The organism is Pantoea sp. X-Soil-TKNS-1207 (genome assembly GCF_059730485.1).
This window is the reverse complement of record NZ_AP035961.1, coordinates 21,910-40,996: the sequence shown is the minus strand read 5'-3', so window position 1 is coordinate 40,996 and position 19,087 is coordinate 21,910. Positions and strand designations below refer to the sequence as shown.

The 19,087-nt window shown below is 52.5% G+C and carries 18 protein-coding genes; 2 read left to right on the top strand and 16 right to left on the bottom strand.

The annotated features are described in order from the left end of the window. Positions 1-66: 66 nt before the first annotated feature. The 14 genes from AC6I8V_RS26100 to AC6I8V_RS26035 form a co-directional block, all read right to left on the bottom strand. Positions 67-1,068 carry an HAD family hydrolase gene (locus AC6I8V_RS26100; protein WP_497847155.1) on the bottom strand — a complete coding sequence of 334 codons (1,002 nt, stop codon included), beginning with the start codon at positions 1,066-1,068 and terminating at the stop codon, positions 67-69. Beyond that, complete coding sequence (locus AC6I8V_RS26095; protein WP_497847154.1) at positions 1,065-2,081, bottom strand: oxygen tolerance domain protein; 1,017 nt, start codon at positions 2,079-2,081, stop codon at positions 1,065-1,067. The genes AC6I8V_RS26100 and AC6I8V_RS26095 overlap by 4 nt, the downstream gene beginning before the upstream one ends. Then, positions 2,078-3,604 (bottom strand): vWA domain-containing protein, encoded by a 1,527-nt coding sequence (locus AC6I8V_RS26090; RefSeq protein ID WP_497847153.1) that lies wholly within the window; start codon positions 3,602-3,604, stop codon positions 2,078-2,080. The genes AC6I8V_RS26095 and AC6I8V_RS26090 overlap by 4 nt, the downstream gene beginning before the upstream one ends. Further along, positions 3,601-4,578, bottom strand: coding sequence for a VWA domain-containing protein (locus AC6I8V_RS26085; RefSeq protein ID WP_497847152.1), 978 nt, complete (start codon positions 4,576-4,578; stop codon positions 3,601-3,603). The genes AC6I8V_RS26090 and AC6I8V_RS26085 overlap by 4 nt, the downstream gene beginning before the upstream one ends. After that, on the bottom strand, positions 4,571-5,011 hold the full coding sequence (locus AC6I8V_RS26080) for a DUF4381 family protein (RefSeq protein WP_497847151.1): 441 nt from the start codon (positions 5,009-5,011) through the stop codon (positions 4,571-4,573). The genes AC6I8V_RS26085 and AC6I8V_RS26080 overlap by 8 nt, the downstream gene beginning before the upstream one ends. Further along, entirely contained in the window at positions 5,011-5,916 is a 906-nt protein-coding gene (locus AC6I8V_RS26075; RefSeq protein ID WP_497847150.1) for a DUF58 domain-containing protein, read from the bottom strand. The genes AC6I8V_RS26080 and AC6I8V_RS26075 overlap by 1 nt, the downstream gene beginning before the upstream one ends. After that, positions 5,916-6,914, bottom strand: a complete 999-nt coding sequence (locus tag AC6I8V_RS26070) for an AAA family ATPase (RefSeq protein WP_497847149.1) — start codon at positions 6,912-6,914, stop codon at positions 5,916-5,918. The genes AC6I8V_RS26075 and AC6I8V_RS26070 overlap by 1 nt, the downstream gene beginning before the upstream one ends. After that, positions 6,914-8,203, bottom strand: coding sequence for an anaerobic sulfatase maturase (locus tag AC6I8V_RS26065; protein WP_497847201.1), 1,290 nt, complete (start codon positions 8,201-8,203; stop codon positions 6,914-6,916). The genes AC6I8V_RS26070 and AC6I8V_RS26065 overlap by 1 nt, the downstream gene beginning before the upstream one ends. 50 nt (positions 8,204-8,253) lie before the next feature. After that, positions 8,254-9,831, bottom strand: coding sequence for an arylsulfatase (locus AC6I8V_RS26060; protein ID WP_497847148.1), 1,578 nt, complete (start codon positions 9,829-9,831; stop codon positions 8,254-8,256). A gap of 106 nt (positions 9,832-9,937) precedes the next feature. Then, positions 9,938-11,131, bottom strand: coding sequence for an OmpP1/FadL family transporter (locus AC6I8V_RS26055; RefSeq protein ID WP_497847147.1), 1,194 nt, complete (start codon positions 11,129-11,131; stop codon positions 9,938-9,940). Between the two features lie 30 nt (positions 11,132-11,161). Continuing rightward, positions 11,162-11,452 (bottom strand): YicS family protein, encoded by a 291-nt coding sequence (locus AC6I8V_RS26050; RefSeq protein WP_497847146.1) that lies wholly within the window; start codon positions 11,450-11,452, stop codon positions 11,162-11,164. Positions 11,453-12,752: 1,300 nt separating this feature from the next. After that, entirely contained in the window at positions 12,753-13,379 is a 627-nt protein-coding gene (locus AC6I8V_RS26045; RefSeq protein ID WP_497847145.1) for a hypothetical protein, read from the bottom strand. Between the two features lie 97 nt (positions 13,380-13,476). After that, a complete protein-coding gene (locus AC6I8V_RS26040) occupies positions 13,477-14,052 on the bottom strand; it encodes a hypothetical protein (RefSeq protein WP_497847144.1) in 576 nt (191 codons plus the stop codon). Positions 14,053-14,708: 656 nt separating this feature from the next. Further along, entirely contained in the window at positions 14,709-15,611 is a 903-nt protein-coding gene (locus AC6I8V_RS26035; protein ID WP_497847143.1) for a LysR family transcriptional regulator, read from the bottom strand. Positions 15,612-15,739: 128 nt separating this feature from the next. Between AC6I8V_RS26035 and AC6I8V_RS26030 the strand changes: the two genes are divergently transcribed. Both AC6I8V_RS26030 and AC6I8V_RS26025 read left to right on the top strand, forming a co-directional pair. Further along, on the top strand, positions 15,740-16,003 hold the full coding sequence (locus AC6I8V_RS26030; RefSeq protein WP_497847142.1) for a DUF2798 domain-containing protein: 264 nt from the start codon (positions 15,740-15,742) through the stop codon (positions 16,001-16,003). Between the two features lie 390 nt (positions 16,004-16,393). Next, positions 16,394-17,848: a UbiD family decarboxylase gene (locus AC6I8V_RS26025; protein WP_497847141.1), complete on the top strand. Its 1,455-nt coding sequence runs from the start codon at positions 16,394-16,396 to the stop codon at positions 17,846-17,848. An 85-nt stretch (positions 17,849-17,933) separates the two neighbouring features. Here the strand turns inward: AC6I8V_RS26025 and AC6I8V_RS26020 are convergent, their stop codons facing one another. Both AC6I8V_RS26020 and AC6I8V_RS26015 read right to left on the bottom strand, forming a co-directional pair. Beyond that, positions 17,934-18,395 carry a MarR family winged helix-turn-helix transcriptional regulator gene (locus AC6I8V_RS26020; RefSeq protein ID WP_497847140.1) on the bottom strand — a complete coding sequence of 154 codons (462 nt, stop codon included), beginning with the start codon at positions 18,393-18,395 and terminating at the stop codon, positions 17,934-17,936. Positions 18,396-18,538: 143 nt separating this feature from the next. Further along, positions 18,539-18,943: a (R)-mandelonitrile lyase gene (locus tag AC6I8V_RS26015; RefSeq protein WP_497847139.1), complete on the bottom strand. Its 405-nt coding sequence runs from the start codon at positions 18,941-18,943 to the stop codon at positions 18,539-18,541. Positions 18,944-19,087 lie beyond the last annotated feature (144 nt).

The window sequence follows — 19,087 nt, the reverse complement described above, 5'->3', positions numbered from 1 at the left end:
TGTACAAAGTTAAGAAGGTGAGAAAGATAAACTGATAGCGTTTCACCGTGCAGCTCCTGTTTCAACTTACTGAGGAGAAGATGGGCACAATTTAGGATCAAATACCTGCTTCCAGTCCTGCTTCATATCCACCACCGTCCAGCCATTTTTCCTGGCCAATACCAGGCCGTTGACCAGCTTTCCGCTGGCAGGGGGATGACTGTCATAGGCATATTCGCGTGCGGCGTCGGTATGGTGCACCAGCAAACCAAAGGTTTTGGCGTTCGGGTTAGTGGTGGTGTATTGCAGCATTGGCACGTCCCCGTCGCTGTTGCCAAAGGCTGCCACCGGGCGATGCCCCATAAAGAGATGAATCGCAACAGGTTTGGCGCTTTCATCATCCAGAAACGCACCGTTCATGGTTTTACGCAACTGCGAGCCATCACCACTGAGGGCAAATTCGGAAAATGAAAACGACCCCACCACCTGCTCCGCTGGAATGCCGTACATTTTCTCCGCCAGCACTCGCATAAAATCGACGCCGCCGCCGGAGATAATCCAGGTTTTAAAACCGTTCTTGCGCAGATAATCCAATAGTTCCCGCATCGGCAGATAACCCAGTTGATCGTAGCGGCAGCCGAAACGCGCATGACGTTGTGTTTCAACCCACTGACTCACCCGTTGACTGAATTCATCGGTAGTCATGTTGCTGTGCGTCAGCGTCAAAATCTCGTACAGCCCTTTTTTGCCTTCCTGCTTGATAGCAGCGAGGTCATTATTCAGCACCGCTTTGATCAGCGGGTTGGAGTGCCATTCGGGATGTGTAGGTGCCAGGCGCTTGATCTCATCCAGCGCAAACTGCAGCTGGAACGTCAGCGGGGCTTCAGGCCACAAAGTTCCGTCATTATCAAACACCACATAGCGCTGGTTCTCTGGGATAAAGGTCTTACTGCCACTCTGCGTGGCCTGATTGACCCACTGTTCTATCGCGCGTTTTGCCGGGGTGTCATTCCATGCAGGGAGATCGTCGGCCTGCGCCAGACGCACACAACCCAATAGAGTGAATGCTACAAGCAGCCTGAATTTCATGGTTTTGTCCTTTCATGAGGGATGAGATCGGGAAGCGGTGTTGCGCGCCACATCCCTGACACCTGATGGCCAAAAAAACGTATACCCAGCCACAGTGGATGCCGTAACAGCCACAGCATCAGCAGCAAAAGTAAAATACCCGCCAGACCGTAAGCGAGGTGCCAGCCGTCTTCACCGGTTGAACCTCGCAGGGCATTCTCATCGCCACCCGCACGGGGTGGGGCAATCTGATAGGTCACGCCAGGTAATTCCTGCTGCTGCCACTGATGATGGGTGGTATCCCACCAGCGTAACCGCACCGGCGGCAGCGTCAGTGTGCCCGCCCGATCGGGGATATATCGCAGCCGCTCCTCACGCAGCACGCCAACCACCTCATCACGTCCGACGATTAAGGGTTGCGTGACAGGCGGCAGTTTTTGTTCGCTGCGCCCGGCAATCGCAAACAGCAGCGGGGGGATTTGCGCCGCAATCACATCCCTCGCCTGTAACCTGACTTCGCGTTCAATCACATCCCCGACATGCAACTGGTTATCTTCTGCGGCGCGATAGATCGTCCATTTTTGATCCAGCTGTAATGCGCTGGCAGGGAGAAAGCGGTCCGGCTGCTGCACGCCCGCTGGCCATGCAACCGATTTAACTAACTCGGGCAGATGAACGGTATGCGGGGGCTGCCCCGCCGCTTGTAAGGTGATATCCATGGCGGGAAAACGCAGCGTGCCATTACCCCATGCCATCACCTCACGCTGCATACGTATCCCACTCCAGTTCACACCGTCCTGGTTGCGCGAGACCAGCTCATTCGGTACTTCTCGGGTCAGCAGCATGCCTTGTTCAATAGGCATATCTGGCCATTCTGGCGGTGGATTGAACCAACTGTCTGTCCAGAAGGTCACCACCACCCGAGCAGGCTGTCCCGGCACCATCTGCTCTGGCGTGACAAGGTCACGTGTCAGCGTGATTTCTGCCTGACAACAGAGCGTGAACAGACTCAGCAACAGCAGCCAGCGTCTCATGGTGCCTCCGCAGGGGGTGAATGGTAGAGATTTTCCAAGAGCCCACCGGGCGACAAACTGAGATTGTCATACCACTGGTTGACTTGCGGTGCCGCTTTATCCAGCGGCTGCATATCTTTCTGATTCACGCCCTGGTTTTTCTTCAGATCCTGTTTGATCTCATCGGGACTTTCGTCGGCCTCTTTTCTTTGTTCATCCTGCCGTTCACGCTCTTTTTGCTGCAGTTGCACCACAATCTCCGCCACTTTGGCGCGGTTTTGCTGCGCCATCGCCCAGTCAGGACGCAGGCTCAGCGCCTCGTCATAACGATTAAGCGCCTGCTGCCACTGCTTCTGCTGGGCGTAACAGTTGCCCAGCCATAACAGCGATTCCGCGTTGGCAGGCGCGGCACGAAAAGCCGCCGTCGCCGCAACAAAGTCTCGCGCATAGTAGAGCGCGATACCCCGGCGCAAGGGATCGTTAAAATGTTCAGCAGCCCGAGGATAGTCACCGTGATCAAATGCCAGCTGTCCCTGTTTATCGGGACTGATCCAGGCATCCAGCCAGGCGGCATGGCTTACCGGGGAGTAGAACGTCATGGGGATAAGCAGCAATGCCAGACATAGCAATTGCTGTCGCCATAACAACAGCATCAGGAGCATCGGGGCTACCAGCAGATAACCGCTGTCTTTCCAGTGCAAATCCTGGCGCGCTTGCTGTTGCGCCGTGACGTCCTGCTGAATGTGAGAAACGATGGTCTTGAGATCCTGGTCGTCGTTTCCAGCCAAGGTGACTGGTATGCCGTTATCGCGCAACTGGCTGAACCGCGCGACATTCAACCGGGTATCAATGCCACTTGCTGCTAACTCATCCGGCAGTCTGCCACCATGTGCGGTGCCAGGCACCCAGACTTGTATTGGCAGCGTCTGCTTTGCCAGCCAGGCGGCGTCTGCGGCGCTAAGGTTATCCACCACCAGAATCAGACTCCGTGGCTGGTCCGCCGCAGACGGCAAATTCTGCTGCGCCAGTTTAATGGCGGCCTGCAAGCCCGATCCGGCATCGTCAGGTAACTGGCCAGGCTGCTGCGCGTTGAGAAAAAGCGAGAAGAAATTCTGATCGTCGGTGAGTGGGGTGGTGAGAAACGCGGCGCCACGGTACACCACCAACCCGGCCCGCGTGCCCGGTAACTGCGACAGCAAAGTAGCGATTTTGTGTTGCATGCGTTGATGACGACTGGGCGGCAAATCGCTGGCCAGCATGCTGAGATCCTGCTGCAAAATAAACATGACATTGGTTTGCGGTGTCAGCGCGGCGGGTTGTTCCTTCTGCCAGCTGGGGGCCGCCAAGGCAATGACGCCCAGTGCGAAAATCCACGGCAGCATGGTGCGCCATTGTGAGCGTTGCTGTTTGATCAGCGCCTGCGCAAAGTCGCGGTCCATAATCTGCGCCCAGGCACTTTGTGTCCCTCGGGTCAGCAGAAACAGCAGCGGTGTTAACAATAACGCCAACAGACGCCAGGGATAGATGAAATGGAATTCGCTCATCGATACATGCCCCGCACATGTCGTATCACGCTGATGGCCAGCAACACGAGTAACGCCAGCGTCAGCGGCCAGGCATAAAGGGGACGATGCCAGGAGAACCCGGTGCTTTTCACCTGCGCGGGCGTCATGGCATCAATTTGCTGCCAGACACTTTGCAACGCGTCACCGCCAGACGATGCCGTCCACGCCTTGCCACCGGTCTGCCGGGCGATGTCTTGCAGCAGGGCAACATCAACTTTGTCATCGCCGGTGCTGTTGAGATTACCAAAGGCAATGGTGTGCACCTCAACGTGATGGGTTGCCGCCAGCTGCGTGGCCAGTTTCGGTGACAGCTGTGAAGCGGTATCGTTGCCATCGGTCAACAAAATCGCCATCTTGCTGGCTTCGCTGTCGCCGCTGCTGTCCAGCAGTTTCACCGCCACGCCCAGCGCATCGCCGATCGCCGTTTGCTGGCCGATCATGCCGGGCGCAAGCTGGTTAATACGCGCCTGCAACGCCTGCTTATCCTCACTCAACGGGGCGAACGGCCAGGCGTTGCTGGCGAAGATCACCAGTCCAATACGGTCGGTTTTACGCTGGGCAATAAACTCACGCACGGATCGCTGTACTGCCTGCAAGCGGCTGAGCCCTTGCTGCGCATCGTTGGTCTCCATCGATCCCGACACATCTAACACCAGCACCATATTGCGCATCGGCTTGATAATTTGCTGGGGTGGCATGAGATATTCCGGGCGAGATATAGCGCACACCAGCAACAGCCAGACGCACACGAAGCCGAGCGATTGCCAGACAGAAGGGCGCGGCACCGTCTGTTCCAGTTGCAGGTTCTGCATTAACTCAGGCAGAAACGGCACGCGTACCTGCTCACGCACCTGCGGCTCTTGAGGCAGAAAAAATCGCATCGCCAGCGGCACTAACAGCAGCAGCCAGGCCCATGGCCAGGCAAAATCGATACGGCTCATCCATTCAGACATCCGGTAATCCCTCCAGCCAGGCGGTCAACTGCCGTGATAACCGCTGATTCAGCGCAACATCCAACAGATTGTCAGGCTGACAATAACGCTGGCAGAGGATCTGGCACAGCTCATCATCCAGCGGCATACCGGCCAGCAAGGTCGCAGGGCGAAGGGTCGCGCTGATGTGCGATCGGGGCTGATGAACCAGCTGAATACGTTTAATTAACGCGATCCAGTCATCGACGCGCTGAGTGTCAGCCAGTAACGCTCTGGCTTCGCGCCGCCAGCGATTACGCTGCCAGCGCGCCAGACGAAGCAGGGCATACAACAGTCCAGCCAGCACCACGACGAGTGCCAATCCATACCAACCCACAGGCAGCGGTAACCAGGAAACCGCGCCGGGTAACGCGGGGTGCTGTAAGTCCGGCACGCTAAATCCTTTGGCCAGCATCACATCCCCCTTTGCAGCTGCGACAGCAGGTCTTCGCTCACCACAATCTGATTCACCCGTACGCCGATACGTGACAGGCGCTGTTTCTGCTCAGCTAACCGTGCGATCACGCTCTGACGGATACGGTCACGCAGACCGGCATTTAAAGTGAGAGTGGTTTGATGTGCCTGATAGTGCGCTGAAAGTTGGCCGTGGGCAGGTAAACGCAGATGCAGATCATCCAGCGTGACGAAGGCGCTGATTTCACAGCGCCGCTTTAAATCCGCCAGCAGGGCGACCGCCCGCTTATCGAGGTCGTGAAAGTCACTGATTACCGCCAGCCAGCTGCCAGACGGTACGCGCTGCACCATGCGTTGCAGCATCTCCGTGAGTGACAATTCACCGGGCAGATTTTCGCGGTAACGGCGCGGCAAATCCTGATTAAAGTGGGCTAGCTGCTCCACCAGGGGGGCTAAGCTGTTTTTGGGTGAACGGCAAGGCAGTAACGTGAAATCATCATTGGTAAAGATCAGGCTCCCCAGCCGATCGCCATCATGGCAGCAGCGCCAGGCAATCAGTGCGGCGATACGCGCGGCGGCAACCGATTTGGTTTGCCCACGCGTGGCAAAGTACATATCCAGACGCTGATCGATGACAATAAACACCGGCCTTTCGCGCTCTTCGTTGTACATACGGATCCAGGGCGAGCGCAGCCTTGCAGTAGCCTGCCAGTCGATCAAGCGCACATCATCACCCGGTTGATAGCGACGCAAACTATCAAAATTGAGACCGCGCCCTTGCTGCTTCGAGATCCGTTCGCCGGCCAGTGCACCGGGTGGTATCTGGCCCGGCGGATTGTTCAACGCATGCGCCTCCGCTGCCAGCGCCATCAGGGCTGCCCGGTCGATGGTCAAGGCCTTCGACATTACGCCACCACCGCATCAAGCAGCATTTTCACCACATCGTCAGCCTGACAATTATCCGCGTGCGCCTGATAGCTCAGCATCAACCGATGGCGCAAAACTGCCGGGGCAATCCGCTGCACATCTTCCGGCAGCACCGCATCACGGCCTGCCAGCCACGCCTGCGCGCGTGCGCAGCGATCCAGCGCCAGCGTGCCGCGCGGGCTGACACCCAATAAGATATAGCTGGCAAAGGTCTCACTGAGCCGATCGGGGTGGCGCGTCATCTCTACCAGATTCACAATGTATTGCTCAATGGTTTCGGCCACATACAGAGTTGAAATCTCCTGCCAGCACTGGGAAATTTCAGCTTGTGTCAGCAGCAGTTCGTTAAGGTTTTCCACTGATACCGTTGCGCGCGAGGGCTGATATTTAGCCTGCTGCTCCGCGCGTACCAGTTGCATCACCTGTTGTTCATCGGCTTTTGAGGGGTAGTGCACCAGTACTTTCATCAGAAAGCGATCCAGCTGCGCTTCCGGCAACGGCCAGGTTCCCTCCTGGTCAACCGGGTTTTGCGTCGCCAGCACCATAAACACGCCTGGCAGCGGCCAGGTTTTCCCCGCAACCGTAACGTGCCGCTCCTCCATCGCCTCCAGCAGAGCCGACTGCACACGTGCGGAAGCGCGGTTAATCTCATCCGCCAGGATCAGATTGCCAAACACCGGACCCGGCCGGAAACGGAACTGATCCTCTTCACGGGTAGCGTTTTGCTGATAGATTTCACTGCCAGTAATATCGGATGGCAATAAATCCGGGGTGAACTGAATGCGCCTGTAGTCGCCCTCAATGTGCCTCGCCAGCTCGCGCACCGCGCGGGTTTTCGCCAGGCCGGGCAACCCCTCCAGCAGCACATGGCCATCGCACAGCAACGCGATAATCAACATGCGCACCAGCTCCTGCTGCCCCAGCACCTGCTGATTCATTTGCGCTTCAAGCGCCAGGATTTTTTGCCGAATATCCATCAGGCATGCTCCACCGGTTGTTGTTGCAGCAGCGTGGCGATGCCGACCAGAATCGGTTGCGCGTAATCAAAAAACGCCTTAATACCGGGACACAGATAGTTGAGTCCTAACTCGCCTTCCTCACTGCGCACCAGCCGATTTTTCGGGCATTCGCCGTAACACAACTTGAGATAAGGACAGCGTTTGCAGGCGCCTGGCAGGGTGTCACGCTTACCCATACCGAAGGCTTTTTGCCGTTCAGAAAAAGCGAGGTGGGCCAGCTTAGTGTCATGGATATTGCCGAGCTGGTATTCGGGGTAAACGTAATGATCACAGGAAAAGATGTCGCCATTTTTCTCGATAGCCAGCCCTTTACCGCAAAATTCCGAGGTGACACAAATCTGTGCTGGCATCCCCATGGTTTGCGCGACAGCCGTCTCAAACAGATTGACCTGCACGCGCCCTAAGTCGTTGTTCACCCACTCCTCGAATACCGCGATCAAAAAGTGACCCCAGTCTTCCGGATCAACAGACCAGTCAGTGACAATCGAATCGAGATCGCCTGGCTTAGCACGACGTGTACCGGTAATAGGAATGCTGTCATCACGCCAGAATTGCGGCGCGGTCTGTTTGAAATCCACCGCTTCCACGCAGGGATTGAACTGGATGTAAGTCGCGCCTAATTCACGTGTTAAAAAGCGATAAACCTCTAACGGAAAACGGGCATTGGTACGGTTGACTGTCACCAACGCATTAAACGGCACCTGGTGACGCTTCAAGGCGGCGACACCCTCCATGACTTTGTCAAAAGTCGGTTTACCGCTGCGTGTCAGACGATAACGGTCGTGCAGTTCTGCCGGGCCATCAATTGATAAGCCCACCAGAAAACGATGCTGTTTAAGGAATTTCGCCCAGTTGTCATTGATCAAAATGCCGTTGGTCTGCAGATCATTTTCGATGCGCTGACCCGGCTTCTGGTATTTCTTCTGCAGGGCGACCACTTTTTCAAAGTATTCCAGCCCCATCAACGTGGGTTCGCCGCCTTGCCAGGAGAAAACCACTTGTTCACCATCCTGGCTGTCAATGTACTGACGCACAAACGCCTCCAGCACTTCATCGGACATACCAGGTTTGTCCTGATGCAATAAATTCTCTTTGTGCAGATAAAAGCAGTAGGTGCAGTCAATGTTGCAGCGTGAGCCAGTAGGCTTGGCCATTACGTGAAAGCGACGGGTATAGGCTGGCCCTTTGCCGCTGTACTTCTCCGCCGTAGGCAGTGCCTTGATGGGTAGCGTGGTGCTGTATTTCATCATCGCCTCCGATAGCCGGGTGAGCATGCCACCCGGCATGGAACATCACGTTAGTTGGTTGACGGGTTGCCTTGCTCAATCAGTGCCGATACATCCGAAACGGTAAAGGAGCCCGGTTTCTGCCGCGGCGGGAACTCTTTGAAGCTTTCAATCATCTCTTTAGCGTATTTCTGCGCGCCGCCGAGCAGGAACAGGCGATCATAGAACCAGTGGTTGTAATCCATGCCGTCGCTGCCTTTCTCCAGCGGATCGATTTCCAGATCGAACAGCAAAGGCGTACGCAACTTGGTGAACGGATACTTCCATAGATCCAGACCGGTATGTTCCTGAATCATAAAGTGCATTTTCCACCGACCATAACGCATCGCAAGCAGATCGCCGTCATCGCTCCAGTAGAAGAATTCCTTGCGCTGATCCGGCCCTTTACCCTGCAGGAAGTCGAGTTGGTTATAGCCATCAAGATGCACTTTGTAGGTCATGGCGCTGGTTTTATAACCTTTCAGTAGCTGTTGCTTGATGTCCGGCACACCCGCCGCCGCCACCAAGGTTGGGAACCAGTCGTTACTGCCGAACATGTCGTTGATCACGGTGCCGGGCTTGATATGTCCAGGCCATCTGATCATCGCCGGCACACGGAAGCCTCCCTCCCAGCCGGTGTTCTTCTCACCACGGAACGGCGTCATACCGGCATCTGGCCAGGTGGCGATCATTGGACCGTTATCGGTGGTGTAAACCACGATGGTGTTGTCCTCGATGCCGAGATCTTTAATTTTCTTCAGCACCTCGCCCACGATTTTGTCATGCTCAACCATGCCGTCGGCATAATCACCTAAACCCGTTACGCCTTTGTCAGCAGGCTTGATATGGGTTTTGTTGTGCATGCGCGTGGTGTTATACCAGGTGAAGAACGGTTTACCAGCTTTAACCTGGCGATCCATAAAGTCATTGTTGGCCGCCAGCGTCTCCTCATCTATCGTCTCCATGCGCTTGGTGTTGAGCGGACCGGTATCCTCGATTTTGCCGTCTGCGGTGGATTTAATGACGCCGCGCGGACCAAACTCCTTACGGAATTCAGGATCTTTGGGATAATCCGGGTTCTCAGGTTCTTCCTCAGCATTCAGATGGTAGAGGTTGCCCATAAACTCATCGAAGCCGTGTGCAGTCGGCAGGAATTCGTTGCGGTCACCTAAGTGATTTTTACCAAACTGCCCCGTGGCGTAACCCAGTTGCTTGAGGATGCTGGCAATGGTGGGATCTTCTTTCTGCAAACCCTGTGGTGCGCCAGGCATGCCGACCTTACTCATGCCGGTACGAAACGGCATCTGACCCGTGATGAAAGAGGAACGTCCTGCCGTGGAACTCTGCTCGGCATAGTACGAGGTGAACTTAGCACCCTCGGCAGCAATGCTGTCGATATTCGGGGTTTTGTAACCCATCATGCCCTGGTTGTAGCTGCTGATATTCCAGTAACCAATATCATCACCAAAGATCACCACGATGTTGGGTTTGCCCTTGTTCTGCTCTGGGGCAGTGGTGGGCTGATTACTTGCCGGCGCGGCCTGCGCGCCGATACAGGCGACAGACAACACTGAAGCAAGTAGTGTTTTGCAAAAAGGCATTCGAGACATTTTGCACTCCAGATAGATGTAGGCCCTTTAATGACATCACGAAAGTGGCGTCAGTCAGTAAACGATGTTCAGGTGCAGGTATGGCCGTTTCCTCCTTAGTGGTAAGTTAAAAAGTTCGGTTGTAATTGATGGCAAAGAAATAGAGTGAAGGGTGGTCATATTCACCTTGCAGCAGCGGTGAGGCGACCTTCGAGCTCTCGATGTGCGCATACTCAAACGCGGCACCAATGCTACTGGCGCTATCCAGCTGATAACGTGCACCTACGCCCCAGCGCCAGGTGTTGCCCGATGGCATGGTCAGTGACGTGTCTTGCTGGCTGCGGTAGAAGCTGCTGTCGTAAGCGATCCCGGTGTTGAAGGTCCAGTCGGCGTTGGGACGGAACTGGGTACCGAGTGCCAGATGCCAGGTATCGCGAAGACGTTGGTTGTCCGCCACACGGCTATCACCGACCACAATCTGGCTGTTACTGTAGGCACTCCAGTCCTGCCAGCCCAAATCCCCCATCAATGCCCACTGGCTATTGAGGTCATGATAGAGGCTGAACATCACCTGCTGCGGGGTATTCACACTGGCAGCGATCGGCAGGGTGTAAGAGGGGCTGTTATTCAGGCGATCAAACTGTACGGTGCCGTTGATATCGAAGTGATATTGGGTTTCGCTGGTGTAGGTCAGTCCGGCACGCGTGTGCGGGGTGAACTGGTAAATCATGCCGAACTTGCCGTTCAGAGCCCAATCATGATCGGATTGAGACTGCTCGCCATCAGAAGTTTGCCGTTTGAGCTTGAGGAAACCATAGTTGATGCCTAATCCCGCACCAAATGACAGCCGTTCGTTGTATTGCCAAGCCAGCGAAGGCATCAACGTCATCGCCAGCAGAGTACTGTCCTTAATCAGGCTATCACCGGCCCAGTTGCCAAAATGCAGGCCGAGACCGTAGTTACCGTAGAGGCCAATCCCCGCACTTAATTGGTCTGTCACTTTCTGGCTGTAGAAGGCGCTGCCGCCGGGAAACCAGCCAATCACATTGCCCGGACTGTTACCTTTCAGGGCGGCATTATCGCTGAGCTGATACTTTGCATTGCCGTAAAGCAGCTGACCACCGAGGTTCAGATTATTTCCGGAGAGCAGCGACATCCCCGCCGGGTTGGTGAATACCGTTGATGCATCCTGCGCGCGTGCAGCTTGTCCGGCCCCCGCGAGACCGACATCATCCGTACCCACTTCGTAGAGATACAATCCACTGGCCTGAGATTGCGTAATAAAACACATTGCAGCGACTGCGATAGAGAGACGATTCATGCGGCCTCCAAAATCTCCAACCTGCGTTTATCACATGGCAGGGCATCGAATGCTGCCAATCGCCTGTTCGTATTGATGCTTATCTTTTTTGTCAAAGGCTTGGGCCGATTGTGTTATGGCAGCATGGTTATATTCGCTTTTGAGAAATGTCGTTCTGATTTGCTCGTCTGAAACGCTGGCATTAATGTCACAATGCTGCCGAAGATCGGTGATGATCTGTTGCTGCTTAAGTGCAAACCCAAGGTTATCGTAGGGGGATGCTGCATTAACCAACCCACTACATAAACAGGCGATACACACCATGAGGACGCGACAAGTCATATTTACTCCTGAACTGACAATGAAAAGGGTAATTAGCGCTTTCAACAGTACCGGCATCACTGAGCTGACAAGAAAGGCCAGCGCACGGCACTTGCCTTCTCATTACTGATTAAAATTCAATAAAATGGATGAGATGTGAAATCATTACACCGTCGCGCTTCGCGCATTATTAATTCTCATTTCTTGAGACAGATACGCAACATTAACACGCACCCCTGTCATTAAGATTTAGCATGACAGCGGTAATTGCCATGAAAATGAAGAACTCTCTTCGCGCCTGGACGGAATATATTTTGACAAGTTCAGCGATGATATCCGCTGATTTTTATGAATGGTGAAATGATGATAGTTGTTTTACATTTCGTAGTAACGATAGTCAAACCGGAGCGCTTCTCAAGTACCTAAATGACTTCAACATGCATTTTTACTGGAAGTTTGAAGAGTGTCATGTTTTTACTTTTCGCTCCCCATGCTTCAAGCAATGAATAACAAATTGATAAATAGCAATAAAAATAAAATTCACTCTACCGAAAACCATGATTAGGCGAGTTTTTTCCCTTTTCATCAAGCTAAAAATGGTCCACCTTTCAAGCTGAAATTCAGATTTTCTTTATTAGACGTGCCGCCACTCTGCTGCGCTGAGGGACCATGGACGAAATAGCTGATTTAACTTTTTATTTTAAAAATTTTATTTTTTCGCTGTCACGACTAATGCTTCTTTGGCGGGCAGTAACGCCTGATTTTCAAAAACAATGTGGGATAAACGATGATTAAGCGTTCAGTTTCTTCAATCGCACTGATGGCCACGGTATTCACGACCACAGTATAAAGTGCACCTCCTGACGCGTAAATTTAACATAATTATGATTATACGCACTTTAGTTGTAAGTCCAATTTGATAATGTCACTTTTCAGCTGGTTCATAATCTCACCCAGTTTCTGCCATAGTACATTTCATTTTTGGCCCGCCCGAAGAAGCCTTCGCACGCCGCGTTATCCGACGAACAACCTTTGTGCCCTACTGACGATTATCAGGTCCTTTAAGGCATTCCTAAACGACCGGGAGATCTCCGCCAGTGGTTAATATGCTCGCCGATTGAGGATGTTCTAAGGGCGGCGGTTTAGTCATGAGAACACCCTATCTCTTCCGTCATAAACATGCAGACTGGCAGCTAAAAATAACACATCGCATAATATAATGAGCGAATCACAGAAGTATAACACCAAACCACCACTGCCAGTCTTTGTGTCCTCGCAATGAGCAATTGATTGTTTTAATCAATAATTCATCCATGCAGATTTACGAGGGCTGTAATTTGAAACCTGGTGCAGCCTCGTCAGGCCATATTTCATAAAAATAGCTAACTTCGTGGTCGCCACCATGCCTGGGGTTGGCGTTGATCCCAAGCACCTCTGCCGCAGCAATGCTAATTTCACCAATATTACTTCCACTATTATCGGCGACGACACAATCAACCGATACTCCATTACTGGTAACACGGCCACGGCACCCCAGAACAATTCCCTTCGTGTTAGTTATTAATATCGTGGGTACTGCGATATAGGGTACGGTTGCAGAATCGACATAGGCTTCTTTAGTCGTTATATCAACATCAGGATAATGGTAGGCCGTCATTGATATCACAGTACCATCATCTGTCATAACAACTTGACCATTGCTATCAGTGAGAGCAACGCCTTTTCCCCATGCGTGAGCGATAACTACCATGCCATTATTATCCAGAGCCATCCCTCCATTCGCAAGAAAATCGAGTCCAGTGTCTTTTTCTCTGTAAGCTCCAGGTTTGCCGTTTTGACCATTCGCACCATCAGCGTCTATGGCAGCTTTGGCCGTGAAATATACCCTACCGTTGTTGTCTTGATAAATATCAACCCCACCTGAATTACCGATTAGGTTATCTGACATAATGTACCTCCAGAATATTTTAAACAATCAATATCGACAACAGCTTAAAAGTTTGCATAATCACCCTTAGTACGTCATCCATACTTTTCAACATGCGCTATTGATGTGCCGTATACGAAAATAGTGAATAGTCCACGGTCATATTCCCCGTAAGATCCTGAGCACCATTGAACTTTCTTTCTCCATAGCGATAATCTTCTTCGCGTATAAGAGATAAACACAGCAACCCCAACTGTTCATCTCCTTTTTTAGACAAATACTCTGATATGAGGGACGCAGTAAAGCGAGTGATTTCAGTGGCAATCATGGATGCCGGGGTAGATGACATTTGAAGTATCTGACCAATTTTCGTTGCTAATTTATCAGTTTTATCAGAATCGATTAAAGCGTGAATCTCTGTCCAGTCAGCCCTGAATTCATCATTATTTTTTATTACACATAACATCCAATTTAGATATTCAGGTATATTCTCCTGCTGAAATATAAGGTAACCCACGTCACCGAATGATAGTGTATCGTAATCATGCACTTGAGAAACATTCGGAAAATAGATGGTTTTCTTTGCAAAATTAATAATATCGGTAAGCATCGCCTGCTTTTTAGCAGGATCTGTTTCGGTAAACCATTCATTCACTGCTTCCATCGGAATATCATCACTGGTAACGATACTCATAATTTTAACATTCGTGATATCATAAACATAAAAAGGAGACCACGTATGATTATTAACAACATATATTCTATTAACTTTGAATAAAAACATAACACCCCCAGAGGTGATAGATGAGTTGTCTCACATTGAGTTTTTTATTCGCAAGTCTAAACAGATCACAACACATTCACTATGAGTAACAAAAAGTATATCAGGAGTTTCATTAATCGTATCCACACAGGCGCTTCAGTCAATTATGACACCTGTATACAATGAATTATCGACAGAAAATATTCGCCAATACTTTATCTTTGCTCACAGCAATATAAAAACGCTGTTTAATATTGTTACCATCAAAAAATCAACCATTATACTCTTTACTTACCCATAATTCGCAGCCATTTTCACTGCACAAATCTCACGACCCGGAATAATAATATCGCCCCAATGTAATAACCTGAGAAAATATTATCATCCTTTTAATGCCATTTTAAAATTGAAAAACTTCTATTGTTTTTTTGATGCAAATAACTGAATTGCTGGTTAAAAATCACAGCCTTAGAATATCCTGAGGACAGAATCAGTTTTCGTTATGTTCATCGTGCGTAGTGTTATCAGATTTTTGAAAGGAAGCTAAATTTTTTAATTTATGCACTAAAAATCGCCACGCCCACGTCTTAAATCGCCCCTTCTAAAAACGCTATAAACGCTCTTACCTTTGAATTGAGCGCCGAACGTTCGTTGACACAGGCATATATATTCATCGGCAGCGACGCAACGTCGTTCTCGTCACTGTGACCTGAACAGAACAACGGCATCAGTTGACCACTCGCGATTAACGGCCCGGCAATAAAACTCGCCAGGCGGGCAATCCCTCCCCCGTTTACTGCTATTTTTGCAATAATATCAATGTCATCGCTAATAAATTCAGGGTTGAGTTTGGCATTTACCGGCTGGCCGTTGACCATAAAAGTCCAGGGCAGAAAACGGCCATCTGTCGGATAGCGAAACACCAGGCAGGCATGTTGGCTCAGTTCATCGGGTGTCTTCGGCGTACCCGCGCGCTTAAGATAAGCGGGCGCCGCGCAGAAAATAAACGGTAACGATGCAAGTTTCCGGGCAATAAGTTGATCGTTCAGCTGTGCCTCGATGCGGATACTGACGTCGACGCCCTCCAGCCGATGGTCAACGTTTCGATCGGTACTAATCAGTTCGATATCAATACCTGGGTAAGACGCTTTAAACGCAGGCATCAGAGGAGCCACAACATACCGGCCAAACGCGGCCGTGGTGGCGATGCAGAGCGGCCCCTGGGGTTTGGTTTCAATCGCAGCAGCCTGGGTGGCGAGATCGATATCATAGGGAATATGCACAACTTTCTCGAAATAGCGTTTACCACTTTCCGTCAACGTCATGCTGCGGGTGGTACGTGAAAGCAGCCGCACGCCCACATGCGTCTCAAGACGAGCAAGACTCTGGCTAACCGCCGCTGGACTCATCCCCTGCGCTCGTGCCGCCGCAGCAATGCTGCCGTTCTCAACCACGCGGATAAAATTATTGATCATCCCCAAAACGTCCATGCTCTAGCCAGGGCCTCATTCGTTAGTTTCATTTAATAATGATTAAAGCATAACTACTCTACCAGCGCTCTGATTAGCTTGTTAGGTTAGCGGCTGTTGCGCCCACCCACGCTAAACAGGATAACCTGATGACGAATGCTACCGCTAAAAACACCTTACGAATCCGCCTGCCAAAGCACACGTCACCCTACGTCTTTGCCCTGTATATGGCGACCATCATGGCGTTTTTGATGAGTCTGGTCATCACGCTGGCCGAATTTGGTATGGGGCCGCATTACATGACAAATGTGATTAATGCTTATCGCGTTGCCATGCCGGCGGCCTTTATTTGCATACTCATCGTACGCCCGATTGTTATCTGGCTGGTGGGATTGACGGTTCACGGTCACTAAGGCAGCTCAGTTTGCCCCGCATCACCACGGCAGGATTTTCCTCAGCGCCCCGCTCACATCGTCCGTATCCCGTCTTGACGGGAATGATAAGGCCGCATAGAGTTTGAATACTAACAGTTCGATATCAAACTATAAGGCCAGCCAGGAAATTTCAGGAATCAAGATGAAGCTCGTTGCCGCGATAAGGGGCGCAACCGGAGCGATTATCGGCAAATGGAGGTGGAAACCCATCGGATCCTGTCGAAGTACCATCCAGCTGGCAACCGACTGGCAGGTGAAGGAGGTTATGGCGCTGGCCAGCAAAATGCGATCGGTTCGGTATTGATAACGCCTTTACTACACGGTGGGGTGAGACTCATCCTGCCGCCGCTACGGCTTAAGGAGAGCCTGATGAAATATTACGCTGATTTAAGAAGTTATATCGATGCGCTGGATGCCATGGGTGACATCATGCACGTTCGCCGTCAGGTCGATGGCGATTATGAGCCGAGTGCGATTACGCGCCGCAGCTATGAGATCCAGTCACCCGCCCCTCTGTTTCACAACGTTGCAGGCGTAGCGTCCGGGTTCAGGCTATTCGGCGCACCAGCCGCACTCTCTTCCTGCCGCGATAAACCTTATGCCCGGGTCGCCATGTCGCTGGGGTTAGCAGCGGAATCGAGTGGACCGGAGATTATCGAGGCCTTGTCTGCCGCACGTCGCAAACCGGGCATCCCGCCTGTACCGGTTGCTTCTGCCGACGCGCTCTGCCACCAGAATATTTTGCGCGGTGACGATGCCAGCCTCGACCGTTTTCCCATCCCCTTTGCCCACGACAAAGATGGCGGTCGTTACGCCAATACCTGGGGCACGCTGATCGTGAAAACCCCTGACGGTAAATGGGTCAACTGGTCGATTGCCCGCGTGATGAAGGTTGATGGAAAACGTATGGTTGGACTGATCGTCCCGAGCCAGCATATCGGCCAGATCTGGGCCGAGTGGGTGAAGTCAGGCGAACCGATGCCGTATGCACTGGTGCAGGGGCCGGCACCGGCCATCTCGTGCGTATCAGGGATCCCCATCCCGGCTCACGCTGATGAAGCAGACTACGCTGGAACCCTCGCCGGTGAACCGGTGCCGGTGGTGAAAGCGATCAGCGTTGATCTCTATGTACCCGCCACCGCTGAGATTGTGATTGAGGGGCATCTTTCCATCACCCGCGATTGTCAGGAAGGTCCTTATGGCGAATATGGCGGCTATCTCGGCACCGGCTCCTCCGCGCAGCCAACTTTCCATGTTGAGACCATTACGCATCGTGATGATCCCATCTGGCCGATGTCGATCACCGGCCGTCCGAGCGATGAAACCCACACCCTGTGGGCGATGGGGCTGGCCGCCGATGCGCTGACGTATCTGCGTGAAGCGCAGCTGCCAGTGAAAACCACCTGGATACCCGAAGACTCCACAGTGCACTGGCTACTGGTGGTGGTACCGCACAACTGGCGCGAACTGCTGCCGGGCGTCTCCAGTGAAGCAATGGCGCAACGTATCGGTGAAGAACTGTTTAAGACTGACGCGATGGTGTTTATCCCGAAAGTGTACGTGGTGGATGACGATTTTGACCCGACGAACCTGCGTGAAGTGGTATGGGCGCTCTCTACCCGAGTCCATCCGGTAGGACGGCGCGCGATCTTTGAAGACCAGCGCGTGATACGTTTGCCGCAGTGTTATCAAGAGCAGGAGTATGTGGCAGGCAAAGGGGCGAAAGTGGTGTTTGATACGCTACAAAGCGTGCGCCATCTGCATGCATCTTTTGAACAGGGCTATCCGCCGGAAGTGCGCCAGCGCGTGCTGGATAACTGGTGATTTTCCCGCTTTTGTCATCCGGCCGGTGACACCCCCCGCCCGCAGGGGCGGGTTGATGGCCGGGATTACGACCTGCGGCACTGTTCTACGGTTCCTGCAACCCGCCCAGCCTGCACAGCAGGCGTTTCAGCTCAGCCACATCCTGCGCATCGAGGCTTTCAGTGATCATCTTCTCCGCGCTTTTCGCCTGCTCAATCATCTGCTCCAGCATTGCCTGCCCTGCCGGCGTCATCGACACCAGCTTACGTCGACGGTTTTGCGGATCGGTCAGCGCATTGATCAGGCCGCCTTTGGTCATCCGGTCGATAAGATAGGTGCCGGTGGCTTTATCAAAACCGGCCCGGCTGCCCAGCGTCTGTTGATCACAGGTGGTTTCTTCCGCCAGCACCACCAGAATCGCATACTGGACGGCGGAAAGCCCGGAATGGACACACTGGCTCCAGCAGGTGCCGGAGTGCTGCCCGGCGCGCCTGACCAGATGCAGTAGCGAGGAATCCCCGTGCGGCCAGAGCGGGGCAGCGCGGATCGGTTCAGGTTTTTCAGACATCAGCGGTTATGACTCCCAGAGCACCATTTATAGTTAGTACACAAACTGTTTTGCGCCAGACTATAAGGCAATCCCGGAACTAAGTGAATAACGATACCGCCCGCTGACTTGTCCCTGTCTGCATTGCCATTGAATATGATGACTTATTCGGTGTCACCGTATTGCTCGTCGGAGACTTTTTCCAGCCATTCCACAACGCTGCCATCCTGGGCTTCCTGAATCGCAATATGGGTCATTGCGGTTGTCGCGCTGGCGCCGTGCCAGTGTTTCTCATGGGCAGGAATACAGACCACGTCACCGGCGCGAATTTCGCGTGCCGGTTCACCCCAGGTTTGCACATAACCAAAACCCGACGTCACAATCAGTCGCTGACCAAGCGGATGGGTGTGCCAGGCGGTGCGCGCACCCGGCTCAAAGGTCACGTGACCTGCGCTGGCACGGGCGTTTTCATCGGTAGCAAACAACGGATCAATGCGGACCGTGCCGGTAAACCAATCTTCCGGACCCACCATAGAGGCCTGTGACCCGGTTTTAAAAATTGTTGTCATATCATTTCCTTAAAGCTGTACGGAGCTGTGAGCTGCATATCGGGAAAACCAGTATGCCTTAATCATTGATTAGCATTAACCGGGTAAACCTGAATGCTTATATGAGTATTTTTCATTAATGGCGCGACGATTTTCGCCGCTGTA